The following is a 19097-nucleotide window of genomic DNA, read 5'->3' as shown; positions in this document are numbered from 1 at the left end:
CATTTTACAATAAAATCTCTTTCTAATCTTTCTTCGAAAATCTTTTTAAATATAGTAGAACCTAATGCCTTAACTTCTGTCGTCTCATGTGTAGAAACATATTCTTTTATAGCAACCTCTAAAAAATCAACAATTTCCATATCATTTAAAGATGGATGCTTTTCTGAATAGTATAAGACATAAAAACATTTAATCTAATTTTATTTAATCTTACTTTCTTTATATTTTTTTATTATAGAAAAATATTTCTCCATAATAGATACAGACAAAGTCAAATCAAAATCAAAATCAAAATCATCTAAAAACAAATCATTATAGCTATTTAATGGAAATAAAAAAATCACCTAAGTTTCCATTTTCCATCAGAAACTTTTTCAAATACATCTTTCTTACCTAGATATGCATCTACATCTGATGAATGATTATAAATAGTCCTTCTTACAATAGAGTTCCATGTTATAGGAAGATTTCTCGATGTATTTTTTTCTATATAATCATAAATACGTTGTAATTTAACAACCCCACCTATATTTTCAAAGGCATTAACCACCTCATCAAACCAACTATCATAACCTTTCTCGATATCAGCAAGTTCAACACTTGTTCGACTCGATAAACTTTCATGCAAGCTACCTTTGAACTTACTTACAAACTCACCTAATGTGAATAAATAAATATTCATCCCTGTTCTATTTTTAAATTCAAGCGCAAGGTCTGGTCTAATTCGTCTTCCTTCTATCCAGTCCTCTTTTTTATCAGAAGATATCAAAACTATATTCTTATTTTCTTTTGCTGAATAATCTATTAATTGTTTCCAAATCAAAAAATCGCCATACTTATTCTCTACAGGATAACCATAAAGACTAAAATATTGATCTTTCTTTACATCTTTATAGCCTGGAGGAATATTACCCAATGAATAACGCCTCTCACCTTCAATTAAAACTTTTAAAAGCATATCATTAGAGTAGGGCTCTGAAACTTTACTACTAAAAATCTTTGAAACTCTATCATAAAGATCATCAAATCTATTTTTATTATTAAAGCCTTTAGGAATTAATCTTTCTATATCATCAAGAATAGGAGAAATCTCTTTTGAAACATCATGTATTGGTGTGTTATACGAACCAACTTTGGAAACATTCTTCAAACTTTTTTTGAATGTATTAAACTTAGACCGTATATCATTTAGTTTTTCTTCTGAATCATTTTTTGTCTTATCTTTGTTACGACTAAACTCTAGAGCAACATGATTAGTTAGAAAATGACCGATTTTCTTATCAATCTTTGAGTAAAATGCTAAGACATCCTCCCTAGCCTCATCAGAAAATCTATAGAGATCAAGTAAAGTGCTTGTGTCGTAAGTTACAACAAAATCTTTTTTTAAATCTATATTATTACCATAACTCTCAGAATAAGAAGAAAAAATATCATCCATTTAAAACAACTCCCAAAATGCTAAATCTTTAATCTTAGACACTTTCTTTTTTCCATCTACGCATAAGCTACAGTGTTTCTCCAGCTTACGTATCTCAGACATAAACCCTTCTTCATCTTGTTTATTCTGTGTGTTGAAAATAGCTTTTATTTCTTGTGATTTTATATTTGCCACTTGATGAATAATCCATGAGAGTATTAATGTGGAATAGTCATTGTCACCTGTTTTAAAGTGAGTCAGTTCTTGAGTTGATAAGATAGTTCCCACCCCAAACTCACGGCCTTCTTTAAGAATTTTCTTCAGGCTATCGAAGTCTTGGGACATAAAGTTATCAGCTTCATCTACCAAGATCATCTTAGATATTTGACGGTACTCACCATCAAGTACGGAGCTACCATGCTGATGCATTTGCGTATAGAACAGGTCTAGTGTTAGCGCCACAACCAGATTTTGTATACTTTCATCATAGCCAGATAGATTAATTACGGTAACGCCATCTATTAAGTCATACAACGACTGTGTTTTGCTGCTATCAGGCTCAAAAATCTCAAAGCTAATGAGGTCATCCAATGCAGCATAGAGGGAATCTTGCTCGACCTTTTCTTGACTTTGAAACACAGACCAAACATCAGCTAACGTCGGCGCAAGTTTTCCCCACGTCGTTTTATCTTGGGCCTTAATACCAGCAGCCTCGTATGCATCAGTCACGAGCGTACGCACTTTATTTTGTTGCTTGGTGCCTAAGTTAAAAGCTTTAGAAACGGTTGTACGAAACAGGTTGGCTGTATGCATGGGTTGCATGGGTCTGCTTCCGAATATTGCAAATGGATTGAAGGGTAAATGGAAAAGATCATAAACCTTAGCCCCTGTCGCCTCTACAAAGTCGTCTTTTACATAATCAGCTTTATAATCGAAAATCAGAATACCAAAAGGCTTTCCACCAACATTCTTGTGCTGATTACGTACTAACTGCGTAACTACAGATTTGGTAAATTGGGTTTTACCTGTCCCCATCGTTCCGATAATACCTGTATTAGTGTTAAAAAGTTTCTCAGTATTGGTGGGCTCCCAAATCACTGGTGTTTGAGTTGCGATATCTGTTCCAAATGTAATTTTTAGCGGATCATTAGCGATTGCATCCATTTCGTAATTAAAAATAGCTTCAGTTTTTAGCTCAGAAGCTGAAATATGCGGAGTATCTTTCTCACCTATTATGTCGTCCATAGCATCCGCAGTCTGTATCGATTCTTTTGCCAATTCCCTTTCCATATTAGGCTTGAGCATATACTCTTCAGGAACACACAATAGGTTTTCGTTTACTATCTTATTTTCTAACTCTTGATATGCACTGTGCACCAAATTGTCCATCCTAAAAAACGGAATATCAATCTCTAGAACATCACCTGAAATATGTTCGAGTACTGTGTGCTTAACCTCGTATCGTTCAGATAAACAACTGTCTGAGTTATTGTGAGCAACTACAATTCCAGATGGATAATTAGCCAATTGTCCTATTTGATAGTCCCCTTCCAACCAAACTACCCGATCTTCTTCAAACGGATTAAAGTAGTTGTCTTCAAATACTTTATAAAGCTGGTACTTTTCCACTTGGAGCAACACCTGTCTTACGAATAACCCACGATACAGCTTACCTGCTAGGTTTTGCTGTCCAAGCATTTCTTCCATATAACGTTTAAGCTCTAGTGCCTGCTCTCTGGCTTTGTCATAATTCGGACGACTCCCTGCTTTGGCCTCAACCGGTAGTAAGTACAAAGAGTCCCCTTTGAAGCCGGCAAAGAGTATATCGTCTGATATAGCGCCTTTTTTAATACCCGAATTATGACGTGCAAAGTCTGAATCTGACATCGCTAAGCCTATGTTCCCCGCTACCCGAATCATTTCAGCAACAGATAATGGCACCCAACAGATATCAGACTGGGACAGCATGGCATTGACCACTTTATAGGAAGCAATAACCCCTTTCTTACCCAACTTTTCTGTGACTTCATCATTTACCATTTGCAACAGCCACTCGCCATTGAAAGCATTAAATTCACGTATTAGACTTTCCCCCTTTGCACCTAATACGTTTTTATAAAGCTGTGATTGTTTGGTCACTGTGATCGCATCATATCCCGATGAACTTGTATATTGGTCTGAGTAATGAATGAGAATGACATCTTGGCTTGATTGAAAGAAATCGAGTGTCACTTTTGGATCAATAATAGTTGTCCATACAGAACTATCGTAAGAACGCTCTAACTGTGTTTTTACTTTATCGCTTACCGCTAAACTAATTGCAGAACGCTCGTGATAACTGTCATTACTTCGATGAGCAGGACGCCATAGAAGTCCAAAATATCGAGCTATTTTCAAATGCGGTTTATCATCATAATCGACACCTTTTAAACCAAAGGCTGTAAAATAAGCATTATTGTTTTCAGAACGAGATGATTCACCGTTTAACAAGCCTCCACAAGCAACACTGCTGATATGCTTATCAATGTTATTATCTCGTGCATCTACAACCTGATTATTCTTAAAGAAAGTTAGGTGCGCATAATCTTGTTCAGTGACATTCTGATGTTGGTATTTACTAAACGATAAACGAGTTCTTAATACATCTACAATCGTATCGGTATTACGCTTAGCAGCACCCTTTTCTAGTCCATACCTCTCTTTGATATCATCATAGCTTCCCATTTCTGCAAAGATATCAAACTCTGTTTCTAACTCGTCATCGTCATACAAGTTAACCTGTATATAACGGGCATCTTCTAAATACTCCATGTAATAAGCAAGAATGCCTTCAAAAAGCTCGCGATTATCAGCGTTATTAACTGAATTGACTAAAATCGGCGCTGTCGGCACCGTACTAAAAAGCTGTTTAAAGGTACTTGTAAACTCTTCAATCTTGGTCTTAACCAGCTTAGTAATATAATCAAAGCTACTTTCTTCGCGTGGAACGATTTCAATCCACATAGGATTTTCATCAACGACCTGTGTATAGCTATACCCTTGGCTGTGATCAAATAAATGCGGCACTAGGCCGCGAGCATTGAGCCTTTTAAGGGTTACAGGCGCAAGCGTTTTAAAGCTTAGATCTTCACCATCCATCAAAATACTTTCTATTAAGTGAAGGGTGTAAGAAAGTACCAGAGGATGAAATGGCATGAGGTACTGCTTAATGCGACCATCTAAAGGGTCTTTTAGATTAGCTGTACCAATTCTCATTACCAGCTTTGCCGTGTCATCAAGATTACTATCTACTGGAAGAGACTCGACATAATCCAAATAAGCATAAATATAATTTTGACCAAGCAGTACAGCTTTTGGCCCCCACCCTTCCAAAGACGGCAAGGTTTTGCGTTTGCCTTCTTTAAAAAACTTCAAAAAAGCAGAGTAATGTTGATAGAGGTCTGTAAGTCCATGTTGTTCAAGCTCAACGATTGAGGTCCCCGTTTGAGTTTCACCATTCCAATCAATGACCTCCTGGTCAATGACAGACCACTCAGCTTTAAGTAATTGCTGTCTTAAAAAGAGCTGCTTAGTTTCCTGATTATCAAGGATTACAGAATCTTTAGATGACTTATATGAAGCAAAGTAATCATCATGGAATAACTTTTTAGTACGACGGACATCCATAAATAATGGAAGAATTAGTGGCTCTTTCGCTGATTCTCCTTCTACTATTACTTGTAGCTGTGAAGCGCCATTTTTTAAAGTAAATCGAACCTCATCGGATTCGTCGTAAAGCTGCTGAAAATTAACTATACCTATAGTATTTACGTCTATTAGCTCACCACTATCCTGTAAACTGTGCTGCTCGAATACATCTGCACTAACCTTCAACGTTTGTTGTTCAGCTTGTAGAATTAATGCACCGCCTTTAGACGTTCTTACAAGAAATTGATTAAATACATCGTCCAAATAAAATGCGGATTTAGGTAGTACCACGCAATGGAATTTATAGTTTTCTGCACTTAATTGCCGCTTTAAACTAATAGTGAAAAAAATTGGTTGCTCTGAAGTCTGACCAATTACTGTTAGAGTTGTCTTTTTAGATCTTGGGCGATGAATTAATTCAATCGAGTCTACTATTTTTTTTGGCTGTATTTCAAACTCTTGCTTTTGTGTAGTATCGCCTGAAAACTTAATATCAAATTCGAACTTGTTAGTTCCAATAGGTGTTTGTATAAGTAGATGAACATCACGTAAGCCAGATCCAGCTTCTTTTTTACTTCGATATTCCAGAGAGCAATCTTCACATTCAAATTGGTCAAACTCTAAATTTTGCTTTTTTTGCTTGTCGATCTCTGCGCTATATTGATCAAAAGACAACTCTTTCCAATTTTCAGAATCGATAAAATTTTTCTTTATGAAGCTACTACCAAACAGAGTCATTCTATCTTCTAATTCTGCCGGATAATGCTCTATTTCAAACTCGATTTCTGCTCTCAATTTTTTGTTTTCTTCAATGCGTCGCTCAACCTGGTTCTTATTGAGATTTTCACTACTACTTTGCCAATTCTGCGTAAGAACAGGATCATTAAATAGACCTAATTCATCAAAACGAAGTTCACCATCTATCATTGACTCATACAAACTACGGTAGCCAAAAATACTTGCGTTATCTGAAGCAATCATTTTTGATTGAATATCTAGCAAACATCGAGAGGTAATGTGATTGTCAGATTCGTCGTCAATTAAACTATAGAGACGTTCTTTTATGGATTCTACCGACCAAATAGCCCCAACTTGCGCAAGATCCAAGGTACTATTAGTAATTGTGTCGAGCGAGCTGTTGTGGACCATAACTAAACTGTTTGAATCATCGACAACACTATCTCTTAGCTTTGCCAAATAATTTTCTGAGTAGCAGCCTTGATCAACTGTGCCTACTTCAGCATGACCCGCAATAATCACCTTCACATCATCAATCAGTAGATACGATAATTTTTGTTCATTATCATAAATGTGCCCACTAGCAAGACTATGAAGTGCGGAGAGTAGTTTTAAAGTATTATCAGGGTCAATTGAACGAAATTGAAATCGTTCACCTGCTGAGGCCTTACCTTTTAGCCATGTCTTTAGGTTTTCAACTAAAAAATTCTCAAATTGTTTTTCGGACATAGACTGCATCTCCACTGTCACTCATGCGATCGAGATTTCCTACTCGCTCGTAAAACTCTATTAAGGCCTGCTGAGATTGTTGATCAAACCATACACCACGCTTTTTGAACTCTTCAACCAATTGCTGTAACTGAATTTTTTCTTCATTGCCAATAGCTATATTAGTAAGCATAAGCAAATAGTCTTGATTCATTATTAAGACTCGGCCACCTCTCCGACGGTTCTGGATAAAATGTCTAGCGACTTCATTTTCAAAAGCTAAAACCACTTTTTTGTTAACAGTTAATTGATTCGAGCGAGGCTGGGAAAAAACTTCCTCCGCTGTTTTGATAATTGCTTCGAAGGTTTCTTCTATGCTTGCAGGGGTATTGGCCAATTGTTCTCTTTTCCTAGCACCTCGATAGGCATTTAGAAATAAGACCAACACTTCAAGATACTCAGATTGCTCATCGGGTTCACAATTTAAAAGATACTCATAAAAACGCCACAAAGGATATTTACTTAAAGTATCAGGGTCTTTTGCATCTGGCTGATTGAGGTATTCCAAAGCGGATAAAGTTGGAAATAGATCAGCTACCCTGTCTAGTAACGAAGGTAGTGCATCACGAACATTCGTTCGCTCACTACTTGCTCGCTCTGTATCAAGAATGAAGAATAATGGCTTGCTGCTAGGCAACAAGCGCCAATTACGTATATTTAATGCTAGCTGAGAACTGTATAGAAAGTTATATAAGCTTAAAAACGCAGTTGTATTTTGCATAAAATAGTTCGGATAGCGGCATAAGAACTCAAAATCTTTTGAGAAAACATCAGATAGAAACGGAAGGTAATTTTCTACGTTACTAACATAATGCTTTTCAATTAAAAAGTTCGACAATTCATCTAAAAGCTCCGACTCTAAAAAATTGCAACCTTGAGAAGTGATGCTCAATTTACGTGTATGCTCATCTATCATACTTCCTAGAACTGAACTTACATGCTTTGTGTTCACTGACCCTTCAATATGATTTTTAAACAAAAGGAAGTTGGGAGATGACTGATAAAGACCCTTAGCATCATTTTCAAAATACATTTTACTTAGGAGACTTTCAAATTGCTCATTACCAATTTTACTACTTAACCTTTTTTGACATGCCTCAATAAAGTGAGTGAGGCTTCTTTTTGGCTTTATATTTCTCCCAGTAGCAATAGAAATCAAATACCCTGAAATTGACAATGAGTCTATATCGCTTATTCTATTACTACGCTGCTGACGAAATGTTAGATAGTAATTTACGAAATTTCTATCTTTGATAGCTTGCCCTCGAAGAGCTAATAAATTTTCTTGAATACTCATTAGTGCAGTGCCTCTACAATATATTCGTCTTCTTCCTGAGTTAACGACCAATGAGCACTATTATTGATAATATGGAAGTGAAGCGTATCAGTTTGCCCAGAAATACTTACAATCTCTTCTAAAACTTCTTCTAAAATAACGACTGAGTTTTTATCATGTCGGTTAGGCCGATATCCCCCCAAAATCCTTTCAGCTAACTCCAGAAAAGAAATGTTTACAGGGAAAGCTTGTATCGTCTTGTCATCTACTTTAACTGTTGCATTAAAGAAATGAATCCTACCATCATTGGCTGATGCAACCCGTTTGGTATCAAGCCTAATTTTTACATCTGCAGATAAAAAAACGCCATTACGCTCTCCAATATAAATACCATTAGTAACGGTTTTTGGTACTAATCGATTTGCAAATTTAATTAAACTGGCGATAAGAGTCTTATCATAAAATTCGCGTAACACTTTAGGATCAGCATTAGAATTGTGTAACTGCCATACTCGGATGTATTCATCAAAAATTGGCTGACTAAAATCCTGAGCAAAACCGTGATGATAATTATTACCTATATCTACATCACCCAAAAGGTAAAACGCACGCACCCATGTTGAGGCCGAATAGACTTCGAAACCTGTTTGATAAAGTTCTATAAAGGCTATTTTAAAAGCCTCAAAGTGAACATCCTCCACTTTGAGCGACTGTTGAACCACAAACTCATCGACTCGTTTAGATCGAGTTAAACATGGGTCAAAAGACGTAAACGTTGATGCTAACCCGCTAGTCGTGGATGCAAAGAAATTATCGAAAATCGATGAACCACCAGCGATAAGATGATAGATAAAATCGAGTAATGATCGAGAGGAAAAAAACTGATCGAATTTCAATCTAGCATGCAACAAGAGTTTTATTACAAGCTCTTGAACACTTTTTTCTTGAAGAATTCGGTAGTTTTGAAAGATTAGTTTATGATGTTTATCGACGTCGTTTAGGTAAGCTCGATAAAGTGGATTATCCATTGAAGCTGAAGTGACTTTAGAAAATAACTGCTTAACGAAAGAAGAACCTACTTCACCCTCTTTTAAGCTAAACTTTGGATAATCTTCAAAACTTAAAAAAGAATACTGGCCGACTTCACGTTGACCAGCTATAAACTGACCAATCGCATCTTTCACACCATTATGACGCTCAGCACCAGAGTTGTAGTAGTTAAACATCATACCAATATTTATACCTACAATAAGAGGCATACCTGCTAATTGATGATGATCAAATAATTCATCTAACGCTTCAATTGCACTTTGGTCGGGTTTAAAACTATGGGTCGCATCTAAGTGAAACTTATAAGCTGAAGAGTAATTTGCATAATTACGACGCAATAATTCAGACTTACCATCACCGCTTGAGCCACATAAAAAAATTATTTTTTTAGCGTCACCGTTAGATTCAAGTGTTTCTATGAGTTTTCTCTCTATTTCAGTTTCAACATAGAGATAACTCTTGAACTCTTCAATTTCACCTGATGCTTTAGACAAAGTTGAAACAGCTTGAGCAGAAGAACGAGATAGCGTACTTAAAAGACTATTAAAATCCATATAGAGCCTTTAAACAAAAATTTGATTTAAAGTAGGTATTATCTTAATCATCTTCTTATAGATATAGCGATACAAATAGAAATTCTGCACCAACTAAACAAAAACAATCATGACCAACTATACTGTAAAGGTCACTCATTATGCTACTTTTAAGGGGCATGGGACATAAATGGGCCAAAGGTGGGACAAAAATGGGCCAAATTCAGATACAAAAAAGCCGAACACTGGGTCCGGCTTTCGTAACTTACTGAGCAGTAAGTATAAATTTTGGTAGGACTAGGCGAATTCGAATCGCCGACCTCTACCATGTCAAGGTAGCGCTCTAACCAACTGAGCTATAGTCCTAAAAAGTGTTGGCTATTATACGCAGAGGCTGGCTTTTGACAAGCCCTAGCACAAACTTTTTGAAGCCTTTGTTTTCAAACCATTATTCATTAACAGGAACAAGCAATTCGTGGCCAATCACTTCATCAATTAATCCGTACGGTACTTTGTATTTTTTGTCTTTAAATCTTACCAGCGCGTAGTCGTAGCACATTTCAATCACGGTGCAGTTGACGATAACGCCGTTGTCAATAACACGGATAATGTTGTAATTTCTTAAGGTAATCGCCACGCTTATCTCCTGCCTTCTATCATTCACCAACGTCTTTTAGTTTTTTCTGTAGTTGACGAATTTGGTCACGGTAACCTGCCGCCAATTCAAACTTCAACTCTTCCGATGCCAGCATCATTTCTTTTTGCAGCTGAATCATAGCTTTGCGCACTTGAGCAACGTCTTCCATGCTTTCCACTTGGTAATCTTTTGCTGTCTCGGCCACTTTCTTGGTTTTGCTGCCGCGCTTGCCCGCTCCTGGGTTGTACGCCCCTTCCATGATGTCTTCGACAGATTTAGTAATGCCTGTTGGCGTAATGCCATGCTCTTCGTTGTGAGCTTGCTGTTTTTCTCGACGTCGATTCGTTTCGCTAATCGCCCGATCCATAGAACCAGTAATGCGGTCTGCATACAAAATGGCTTTACCATTAACGTTACGGGCAGCACGACCAATGGTCTGAATAAGTGATTTTTCCGAGCGTAAGAAGCCTTCTTTATCAGCATCAAGAATCGCCACTAGGCTGACTTCTGGAATATCCAAACCTTCTCGCAATAAGTTGATCCCGACTAAGACATCAAACTCACCAAGACGCAGATCTCGAATAATCTCTACGCGCTCAACGGTATCAATATCAGAATGTAAATAACGCACACGAACGCCATGATCACTCAAGTAGTCACTTAAATCTTCCGCCATGCGTTTAGTTAGCGTCGTCACCAGAACGCGCTCACCAATCGGTGTTCGTAGATTAATTTCAGACAACAAGTCGTCCACCTGAGTCGCCACAGGTCGAACTTCTAGAATTGGATCTATCAAGCCAGTCGGACGAACAATTTGCTCAACTACCCAGTCTTGATGCTCTTCTTCGTATTTGCCCGGTGTGGCTGAAACAAAGATAGTTTGCGGTTTAATCTGCTCCCATTCTTCGAATCGCATAGGACGATTATCCAGAGCAGAAGGCAATCGGAAGCCATATTCAACAAGGTTCTCTTTACGTGATCTGTCACCTTTGTACATGGCGCCAATCTGCGACACGGTAACGTGGGATTCATCGATTACCAACAAGGCATTCGCTGGTAAATAATCAAATAATGTTGGCGGTGGTGAACCTTCTTCTCGACCCGATAAGTAGCGCGAATAGTTTTCGATGCCGTTGCAGTAGCCAAGCTCTTGCATCATTTCTAAATCGTATCGCGTACGCTGATCAAGGCGTTGCATTTCCACTAATTTGTTCAGTGATTTTAGCTGTTCAAGGCGCTGATCCAATTCCACTTTAATGCGTTCAATCGCCGCTTGTACGGTTTCTTTTGGTGTCACGTAGTGCGTTTTCGGGTAAATCGTCACTCGAGGCACTTTGCGAATGGTCTTGTTGGTTAACGGATCAATCATCGACAAAGTTTCGACTTCGTCATCAAATAGTTCGATACGAATCGCCGTGTCTTCCGAGTCCGCTGGGAACACCTCAATCACATCACCACGCACACGAAAGTTACCGCGCTCTAATACCAAATCGTTGCGGCTGTATTGCAGTTCTGCCAAACGACGCAATACATCTCGTTGATCAATGCGATCGCCACGATCAAGGTGCAGCATCATCTTTAAATAAGATTGCGGGTCACCCAAACCATAGATCGCCGACACGGTGGCAACGATAATAACGTCTTCACGCTCTAATAAGGCTTTAGTCGCCGATAGGCGCATTTGCTCAATGTGCTCATTGACTGAGGCGTCTTTTTCGATAAAGGTATCAGACGCTGCCACGTAAGCTTCTGGCTGGTAATAATCGTAGTAAGACACAAAATATTCTACGGCATTATTAGGAAAGAATTCTTTGAATTCGCCGTAAAGCTGTGCCGCCAAAGTTTTGTTATGCGCCATAACAATAGTTGGACGTTTTACTTGCGAGATCACATTGGCAATGGTGTACGTTTTACCTGAGCCAGTTACCCCAAGTAAGGTTTGATGAGCCAAGCCCGACTCGACTCCACTAACAAGTTTCTCAATGGCTTTAGGCTGATCGCCTGCGGGTGAATAAGATGAAACAACCTGAAACTCGTGCGACACGGATATCTTCCCTTAGCTTTACAATCGACTCAATAGATTAACAAATTTTGCTAGAGACGTCTGGTATTTCCATCATTCATAATAACTTGATGCAAAGCTCCCTCTTTACTAGAAAAACCATCGATATTCAGCTTTACCAATTCCGCCACCACATATAACATAAAGAGATATTCTTATAACAAAATAAATTATTTGCATCAGAAAATCAGTTTTACGCTCTTATGAGTCATGACGACCATTCACTCAATCAAGATATTGTTTAAGCGAGTTATATGACTAAATTGGAAAAATACTTTCCAGCAATGGCTTGGCTAAAAGGCTATTCACGAGAAGATATGCAAACGGATGCGATGGCCAGCTTCATTGCAACCATCCTATTAATCCCACAGAGCATGGGTTACGCGTTACTTGCAGGGCTACCCGCTGTCGTTGGCTTATACGCTGGCATCATCCCCTCTATTCTGTATTCTCTTTTTGGTACTAGCCGCACTCTCGCTGTAGGACCGGTTGCCGTCACTTCAATGATGACGGCAACCATTGCCATGCCATTCGCGTTACCAGGAAGCGAAAACTATGCCGCTATCGCCATGATGCTGGCATTTTTATCCGGTGTATTTTTGATACTAATGAGCCTGTTGAAAATGGGCTTCTTGTCTAACCTACTCAGTCATCCCGTTATTTCTGGTTTCATAAGCGCTTCTGCTATTTTGATTGCGGTTGGGCAGTTCAAGCATTTAATTGGTGTTCAAGCTCATGGCAACAACCTTATTGAGCTCGCCCAAAGTATGATATTGCATATCAATGACATCAACCTACCCACTATTACTCTAAGTGCGATTTCAATCATTTTCCTCTTACTGCTTAAACGCTACCTAACCCCCATTCTTAGCAAACTAGGGGTAGCTGAAAATACCGCAAAAATGCTTGGAAAAGCTGGCCCTGTTGTTGTTGTTGTCGCCACAACGAGCTGTGTTGGGCTATTTTCTCTCGACTCACTTGGTATCAAAATCGTTGGCGACATAAGCACTCGCTTACCGACCATTCCTTTCGAAAAATTCACGCCAGAGACCATGATCGATCTATTACCAGGTGCTTTTTTAATTAGCATTGTCGGTTTTGTAGGATCGGTTTCTGTTGCACAATCTTTTGCAGCAAAGCGCAAACAAGACATTAATCCAAACCAAGAACTGGTCGGATTGGGCTTAGCAAATTTAAGCGCGGCATTCAGTGCTTCTTTCCCTGTAACTGGTGGTTTCTCAAGATCCGTTGTGAATGTCAGCGCAGGGGCGAAAACCCCAATGACAGGCATCTTAACCGGATTACTCATGCTTGTTACCTTGCTCTTTTTTACACCGCTTTTTTACTATTTGCCAACTGCAGTATTAGCAAGCAGCATTACCATTTCTATTTTACAGCTTATCGATTTTAAAGACTTCTTAAGACTCTATCGCTTTTCTAAACAAGAAGCGCTCGGCTTATTAGCCACTTTTTTTGTCGTACTTTTTATTGGTATGGAGACAGGAATTATCGTTGGGGTTTCTTTGTCATTATTGTTCTTTCTCTGGCATACGAGCCATCCACATATTGCTGTGGTGGGTCGCCTTCCGGGTACTGAACATTTTCGTAATGTGAAGCGCTTTGAAGTTGAGACAGACCCAGAGATCGCCACCATTCGAATTGATGAGAACTTATTTTTTGCCAACGCTAGAGTGCTAGAAGATTACATATTAACGCTAGTATCTAAACACCAAGACATTAAGCACCTTATTCTTATGTGCAATGCGGTCAATATGATAGATGCCAGTGCATTAGACAGCTTAGAAACCATTGCCGACCGATTAAAATCCGCAGGCGTCATGCTGCATTTTTCTGAAATCAAAGGCCCTGTAATGGATAAACTGACAGGCTCAAGCCTAATAGAAAATCTGAGTGGCCAAGTCTTTTTAACCCAGCATCAAGCGATGAAAGCCTTAACAGTAAAACAAGCGGATATTTAACCCGCTTGTTTTCTATTGTCTTAATAAAGCTAATTTGCTGAACTTTCAACCGTTGTCGACACTTGAAGTAAATCGCGATTGCGAGTTAAAAGTACATCGCCAATCCCCTTCACTTGAGACAATTGATCGATGGAATCAAAACCACCATTGGCCTCTCGATAAGCAATAATCGCTTCAGCTTTTTTAACCCCAACACCAGACATTACAGCGGCAAACTGGGCCGCTGTTGCGGTATTTATATCCAAAGGGGTTGCAGCAAAAAGTGACAATGGCATAAAAGCCAGAGAGACAGCTAGAAGTGAGCGAGAAACACAAACACGGAAAATACGCTTAAGATTCGTCATAGAAAATTCCTTTTCAAATTCTTTTAAAGATAAAAGATGGCATCTTGCCAATAAAAAACCACTTACCGTATCAACAAGATTGAAACAGATAAGTGGTTTTAGAGTAAAAGCTTTTTAGTCAGACTTCAAGACTCAGGCGAGGCAATTTATACCATCACCCCTAAATCAGCATTAGCCTTTGTTAAAATCGCAATAGGATCAGCAGCTTGCGTAATAGGACGCCCCATTACGAGATAGTGACTGCCCGCCGCCATAGCTTCAGCAGGTGTCATAATGCGTTTCTGATCACCTTGATCAGATCCTGCTGGACGAATTCCCGGCGTAACTAAAACAAAGTCTTTGCCTAAGTCCGTTGAAAGCATACTGGATTCTTGAGCAGAACAAACCACACCGTCCATTCCAGACGATTTCGCCAACGCCGCAAGACGTTTAACATGTTGCTCAGGTGTCGCATCGATACCGATCTCTAAAAGATCCGCTTGATCCATACTGGTCAGTACCGTCACAGCGATCAACAATGTTTTATTATCAGGCAGTTGCTGCAATGCATTAGCAGAGGCCTCCATCATTCGACGACCACCCGTCGCATGAACGTTTACCATCCAAACGCCGGCTTTTGCCGCCACGCTGACCGCGTTCGCCACTGTGTTTGGAATATCATGAAATTTCAGATCTAGAAATATATCAAAGCCCAGTTTATGTAGCTCATCTAAAATTACAGGGCCTGATGTCGTAAAAAGCTCTTTGCCGACTTTTACTCGACACTGTTTAGGGTCAAGTCGTTTCGCCATCTCAATAGATTGCGCCATGGTTGGGTAATCTAAGGCAACCACTATAGGGGATTGGCAGCTCATTCAGTGTCCTCTTTCTTTCAGTTTCTATCGTTTATAAGTGTCACAATGCTCTGGCGGCTTTATTCACCTTCCAACCCATGAATAGGCTTCACAACGCCCCAATTTTTACAACTTGGACATTGCCAATGTAATTGATGACCCGGAAAGCCACACTGGCGGCATTGATATTTGTGTTTGGCTTGCACCAACTGATCAATAAGCTCAAATAGAACCACCAAATGCTGCTGGTTGTATCCATGTGAATCAGCAAGCTGCAAGCTAATGAGTTCTTTAAAACCTTTAATCGTAGGATGTTTTCTTAGCTGCTCAACCAAGAACATTTCGGCATAGTCTTTGTCGGTTTCCATGTAATGCTGAACCAGCGCCATTATCAATGCTGTGGATGGTTTCTTCTGGTTCTGTTCTTGCAAAAACTTAATGTAGCCGCCACTGCCCCACACTTTTTGATAGCACTCTTTTAGCTTAGGGATGATGATCGAAATAAATTCTGGATCTTGCTCAACAGCGTGCTTTAATTCTTTGATTGCATCACGATAACGACCCTGACTGTTCAAAACATCCGCCGCACCAATACTGGCACGAATACAGCTAGAGTCGACATCTAAGGCTTCTTTATAATTCTGGAATGCCGATTTCCATTGCTCTTTCTTGTGTAGCTCTTCTGCCATTTCACAGTGAAAATGCGCTAAGCGCTTAATTTCTTTTTTCGTGGGAGTCTCTTTAATTAACTCAGAGCCTATTTGAATAGCCTTATCCCAACTTTGCTCAAATTCATACAGATCTACCAGCAAAGACAGTATCTTTGGCTGAAACTCTGTTTTTCGTGATGTAGACGCCATATTCAATAACAAGCGACCCGCCCTATCCAGAAGGCCTGCCGACATAAAATCGCTGGCTAACTCCAATTGCACCATACGCATTTCACGCTGTGATATCTCTGGACGAGCAAGTAGATTTTGATGAATATTGATGGCTTTTTGTATTTCACCTTTTTTACGGAATAGATTTCCTAATGTAAGGTGAATATCAAAGGTATCAGAATTGACTTCTAAGGAATCAACAAAGGCATCAATGGCCTCGGAATGTTGATCGTTGAGCAAGTGATTAAGACCACGAAAGTAATCCGTTGGAATACTTTTCTTCGCCTGTTTATTTTTCTTAGTTGGATTTTTACGCCCCATTGCCCAGCCAACAAAGAGCGCGACAAAAAGAACTAAAAATAACCCAACTTCGGTCAACTCAATCACTCCTTCCCAACAGAAAGCTCTTTCGCAATAGAGGCTTTACGCAAGGCGTCTACTTCATCTCGTGATTTTTCGTACTTGCGAGTCAACACTCTGATCTGACGCTCACTGCGTAAGTACGCAACAGAACTAACCAAAAGAGCCACACACGCCCCTACGGTAAAAGATAAAATAATGTAGAGGGCGACACTTAATTCTGGGCCTTGCCAAAAAACAAGATCAAGGGAAATAAGTTGCGGATTACGGATGGCAAAAAACACACCCACAGCGAGAAAGAAAACAACGAGTACAGTGTAGATAACTCTTTTCAGCCATTTAAGCATAAAACAACCTACCAAAAATATAATGGCGTTATTATGCCGTGATAGCTCATAGATTTCGAGGCATAAGACGTAAATTAGTTAAGTTCGTTTATCTCATCACCTTCAGGTAAGTTGACTAGCTCTCTCAACTCTTTACCCGGTTTGAAATGAGGTACATATTTTGCGCTCAACTCAACAGATTCCCCAGTTTTAGGATTTCGCCCTATTCTAGGTGCTCGATAATGTAGAGAAAAACTACCAAAGCCTCGTATCTCAATGCGCTCACCATTTGCCAAAGAATCAGACATATGTTCAAGCATCGCTTTGATTGCTTGCTCCACATCTTTCACTGGTAAATGAGATTGCTGATCGATTAGTAGCTCTATCAGCTCAGATTTTGTCATTACTGTCCTCGCGACTATAATTTGATCACACTGTAAGACTAGCTAAATTCAGAAAGAAAGCAATAAGTTAACGTATTTTAAGACTCTTTTTACGTATTTAATTCCTAAGAAATAGAGAATATTACGAATGGACAGCTTCCACAACTAGCATAGAAGCTGTCTAGCTTTTATAATATCGCCAATATTTACCACATTGGAAGAAATAAAATGAGCTATAACAAGATCCCTGCCGGCAAAGATGCTCCAAACGACATCAACGTAATCATTGAAATCCCAGCTCAAGCGAACCCAGTAAAATACGAAGTGGACCATGATATGGACGCTCTTGTTGTGGATCGCTTCATGACTGCGCCAATGTTTTATCCAGCAAACTACGGTTATGTGAACAACACATTGGCTGACGACGGCGACCCAGTTGACGTTCTAGTTATCACACCTTACCCAGTTGTTCCTGGCTCTGTTATTCGTTGCCGCCCTGTTGGCGTATTGAACATGTCTGACGAAGCAGGCATGGACGCTAAATTGGTTGCCGTTCCTCATGAGAAACTAAGCAAAGAATACGGTCATATCCAAGACGTGAACGACATTCCACAATTGCTACGTGATCAAATCGAACATTTCTTCGAAAACTACAAAACCCTTGAAAAAGGCAAGTGGGTAAAAGTAGAAGGTTGGGCGAACGCTGAAGAAGCGAAAAAAGCCATCGTTGAAGGCATCGAAGCTTACAACGCTCAGTAATTCGTTTGTTCTAAACGCTTTATTGTAGATATAAAAAAACCGATCCTGAGATCGGTTTTTTTGTTTAGAGCCTTTGAGCCTAGTCTTGAGAATCTAAGAAGCGCTCTGCATCCAATGCCGCCATACAACCCGTTCCCGCAGAAGTGATTGCTTGACGATAAATGTGATCAGACACATCACCCGCCGCAAAAACACCTTCAACGCTAGTTTGAGTCGCATTACCATGTGTACCAGACTGAACCGTCAAGTAGCCATCTTTCATATCTAGCTGACCTTGGAAAATGTCAGTATTCGGCTTGTGACCGATAGCAACGAACAAACCAGCAACCGCAAGTTCTTTTTTCTCACCTGTTTGACTATTCTTGATACGAACACCCGTTACACCTGTGCTATCACCTAGCACTTCATCTAACTCAGAATGCCATTCAATCTTCACGTTGCCGTTTTTCGCTTTTTCCATCAACTTGTCAGATAGAATCTTTTCAGAGCGGAATTTGTCACGACGGTGAATAACCGTAACGGTTTTCGCGATGTTAGCAAGGTAAAGCGCTTCTTCAACAGCGGTATTACCGCCACCAATAACAGCAACATCTTGGTTACGATAGAAGAATCCGTCACAAGTAGCACAAGCAGACACACCTTGGCCCATGTACTTTGTCTCACTTTCCATTCCAAGATACTGAGCGCTTGCGCCAGTAGAAATAATCAAAGCATCACAAGTGTAAACACCGCTGTCACCTTCCAAACGGAATGGACGGTTTTTTAAGTCGACTTTGTTAACGTGGTCAAAAATGATTTCTGTTTCAAAGCGCTCAGCGTGCTTGCGCATACGCTCCATCAATTCTGGACCTTGTACGCCTTGGTCATCACCTGGCCAGTTATCAACCTCGGTGGTCGTAGTCAACTGACCGCCCATTTGCATACCTGTAATCATCACAGGATTAAGGTTCGCACGAGCCGCATACACAGCTGCTGTGTAACCCGCTGGGCCAGAACCTAAAATCATTAATTTAGCGTGTTTCACATCGCTCATGTTATTGCTCCTGTAAATGAATGCTTGCCGG

14 protein-coding genes and 1 tRNA gene are annotated in these 19097 nt (G+C 39.5%); 2 read left to right on the top strand and 13 right to left on the bottom strand.

What is annotated here, in order from left to right; all coding sequences use genetic code 11:
* Positions 1 to 340: 340 nt before the first annotated feature.
* From AC2A4J_RS08410 to uvrB, 7 genes are all read right to left on the bottom strand, one after another.
* Entirely contained in the window at positions 341 to 1438 is a 1098-nt protein-coding gene (locus AC2A4J_RS08410; protein ID WP_484175641.1) for a PIN-like domain-containing protein, read from the bottom strand.
* Positions 1439 to 6571 (bottom strand): DNA phosphorothioation-dependent restriction protein DptH, encoded by a 5133-nt coding sequence (gene dptH, locus AC2A4J_RS08405; RefSeq protein WP_484175640.1) that lies wholly within the window; start codon positions 6569 to 6571, stop codon positions 1439 to 1441. It lies immediately after the preceding gene.
* Positions 6552 to 7907, bottom strand: a complete 1356-nt coding sequence (gene dptG / locus AC2A4J_RS08400) for a DNA phosphorothioation-dependent restriction protein DptG (RefSeq protein WP_484175639.1) — start codon at positions 7905 to 7907, stop codon at positions 6552 to 6554. The genes dptH and dptG overlap by 20 nt, the downstream gene beginning before the upstream one ends.
* Positions 7907 to 9490 carry a DNA phosphorothioation-dependent restriction protein DptF gene (dptF, locus tag AC2A4J_RS08395; RefSeq protein WP_484175638.1) on the bottom strand — a complete coding sequence of 528 codons (1584 nt, stop codon included), beginning with the start codon at positions 9488 to 9490 and terminating at the stop codon, positions 7907 to 7909. The genes dptG and dptF overlap by 1 nt, the downstream gene beginning before the upstream one ends.
* A 268-nt stretch (positions 9491 to 9758) precedes the next feature.
* A tRNA-Val gene (locus AC2A4J_RS08390) sits at positions 9759 to 9835 on the bottom strand.
* 82 nt (positions 9836 to 9917) lie between these two features.
* Positions 9918 to 10106: a hypothetical protein gene (locus AC2A4J_RS08385; RefSeq protein WP_113916509.1), complete on the bottom strand. Its 189-nt coding sequence runs from the start codon at positions 10104 to 10106 to the stop codon at positions 9918 to 9920.
* 19 nt (positions 10107 to 10125) lie between these two features.
* Positions 10126 to 12150 (bottom strand): excinuclease ABC subunit UvrB, encoded by a 2025-nt coding sequence (uvrB, locus tag AC2A4J_RS08380; protein WP_255825737.1) that lies wholly within the window; start codon positions 12148 to 12150, stop codon positions 10126 to 10128.
* 272 nt (positions 12151 to 12422) lie between these two features.
* Between uvrB and AC2A4J_RS08375 the strand changes: the two genes are divergently transcribed.
* Positions 12423 to 14147, top strand: coding sequence for a SulP family inorganic anion transporter (locus AC2A4J_RS08375; RefSeq protein WP_484175637.1), 1725 nt, complete (start codon positions 12423 to 12425; stop codon positions 14145 to 14147).
* 29 nt (positions 14148 to 14176) lie between these two features.
* Here the strand turns inward: AC2A4J_RS08375 and AC2A4J_RS08370 are convergent, their stop codons facing one another.
* The 5 genes from AC2A4J_RS08370 to ihfB all read right to left on the bottom strand — a co-directional run bounded on the left by AC2A4J_RS08370 (position 14177) and on the right by ihfB (position 17295).
* The gene (locus tag AC2A4J_RS08370) at positions 14177 to 14491 is read right to left on the bottom strand and encodes a ComEA family DNA-binding protein (RefSeq protein WP_255825739.1); all 315 of its coding nucleotides are present in this window, start codon (positions 14489 to 14491) and stop codon (positions 14177 to 14179) included.
* 146 nt (positions 14492 to 14637) lie between these two features.
* Positions 14638 to 15345, bottom strand: coding sequence for an orotidine-5'-phosphate decarboxylase (pyrF, locus tag AC2A4J_RS08365; protein WP_484175636.1), 708 nt, complete (start codon positions 15343 to 15345; stop codon positions 14638 to 14640).
* A 59-nt stretch (positions 15346 to 15404) separates the two neighbouring features.
* Positions 15405 to 16592 (bottom strand): lipopolysaccharide assembly protein LapB, encoded by a 1188-nt coding sequence (gene lapB / locus AC2A4J_RS08360; protein WP_484175635.1) that lies wholly within the window; start codon positions 16590 to 16592, stop codon positions 15405 to 15407.
* Positions 16589 to 16912, bottom strand: coding sequence for a LapA family protein (locus AC2A4J_RS08355; protein ID WP_255825742.1), 324 nt, complete (start codon positions 16910 to 16912; stop codon positions 16589 to 16591). Before AC2A4J_RS08355 ends, lapB begins: the two co-directional genes overlap by 4 nt.
* Positions 16913 to 16986: 74 nt before the next feature.
* A complete protein-coding gene (gene ihfB / locus AC2A4J_RS08350) occupies positions 16987 to 17295 on the bottom strand; it encodes an integration host factor subunit beta (protein ID WP_255825744.1) in 309 nt (102 codons plus the stop codon).
* A gap of 207 nt (positions 17296 to 17502) precedes the next feature.
* Here ihfB and ppa point away from each other — a divergent pair, with 207 nt between their 5' ends.
* Complete coding sequence (gene ppa / locus AC2A4J_RS08345; protein WP_255825745.1) at positions 17503 to 18033, top strand: inorganic diphosphatase; 531 nt, start codon at positions 17503 to 17505, stop codon at positions 18031 to 18033.
* A gap of 79 nt (positions 18034 to 18112) precedes the next feature.
* Here the strand turns inward: ppa and trxB are convergent, their stop codons facing one another.
* The gene (gene trxB, locus AC2A4J_RS08340) at positions 18113 to 19066 is read right to left on the bottom strand and encodes a thioredoxin-disulfide reductase (RefSeq protein WP_255825747.1); all 954 of its coding nucleotides are present in this window, start codon (positions 19064 to 19066) and stop codon (positions 18113 to 18115) included.
* Positions 19067 to 19097: the final 31 nt, after the last annotated feature.

This window comes from Marinomonas sp. ATLA20, from assembly GCF_057180105.1.
This window is presented reverse-complemented; position numbering and strand designations above follow the sequence as displayed.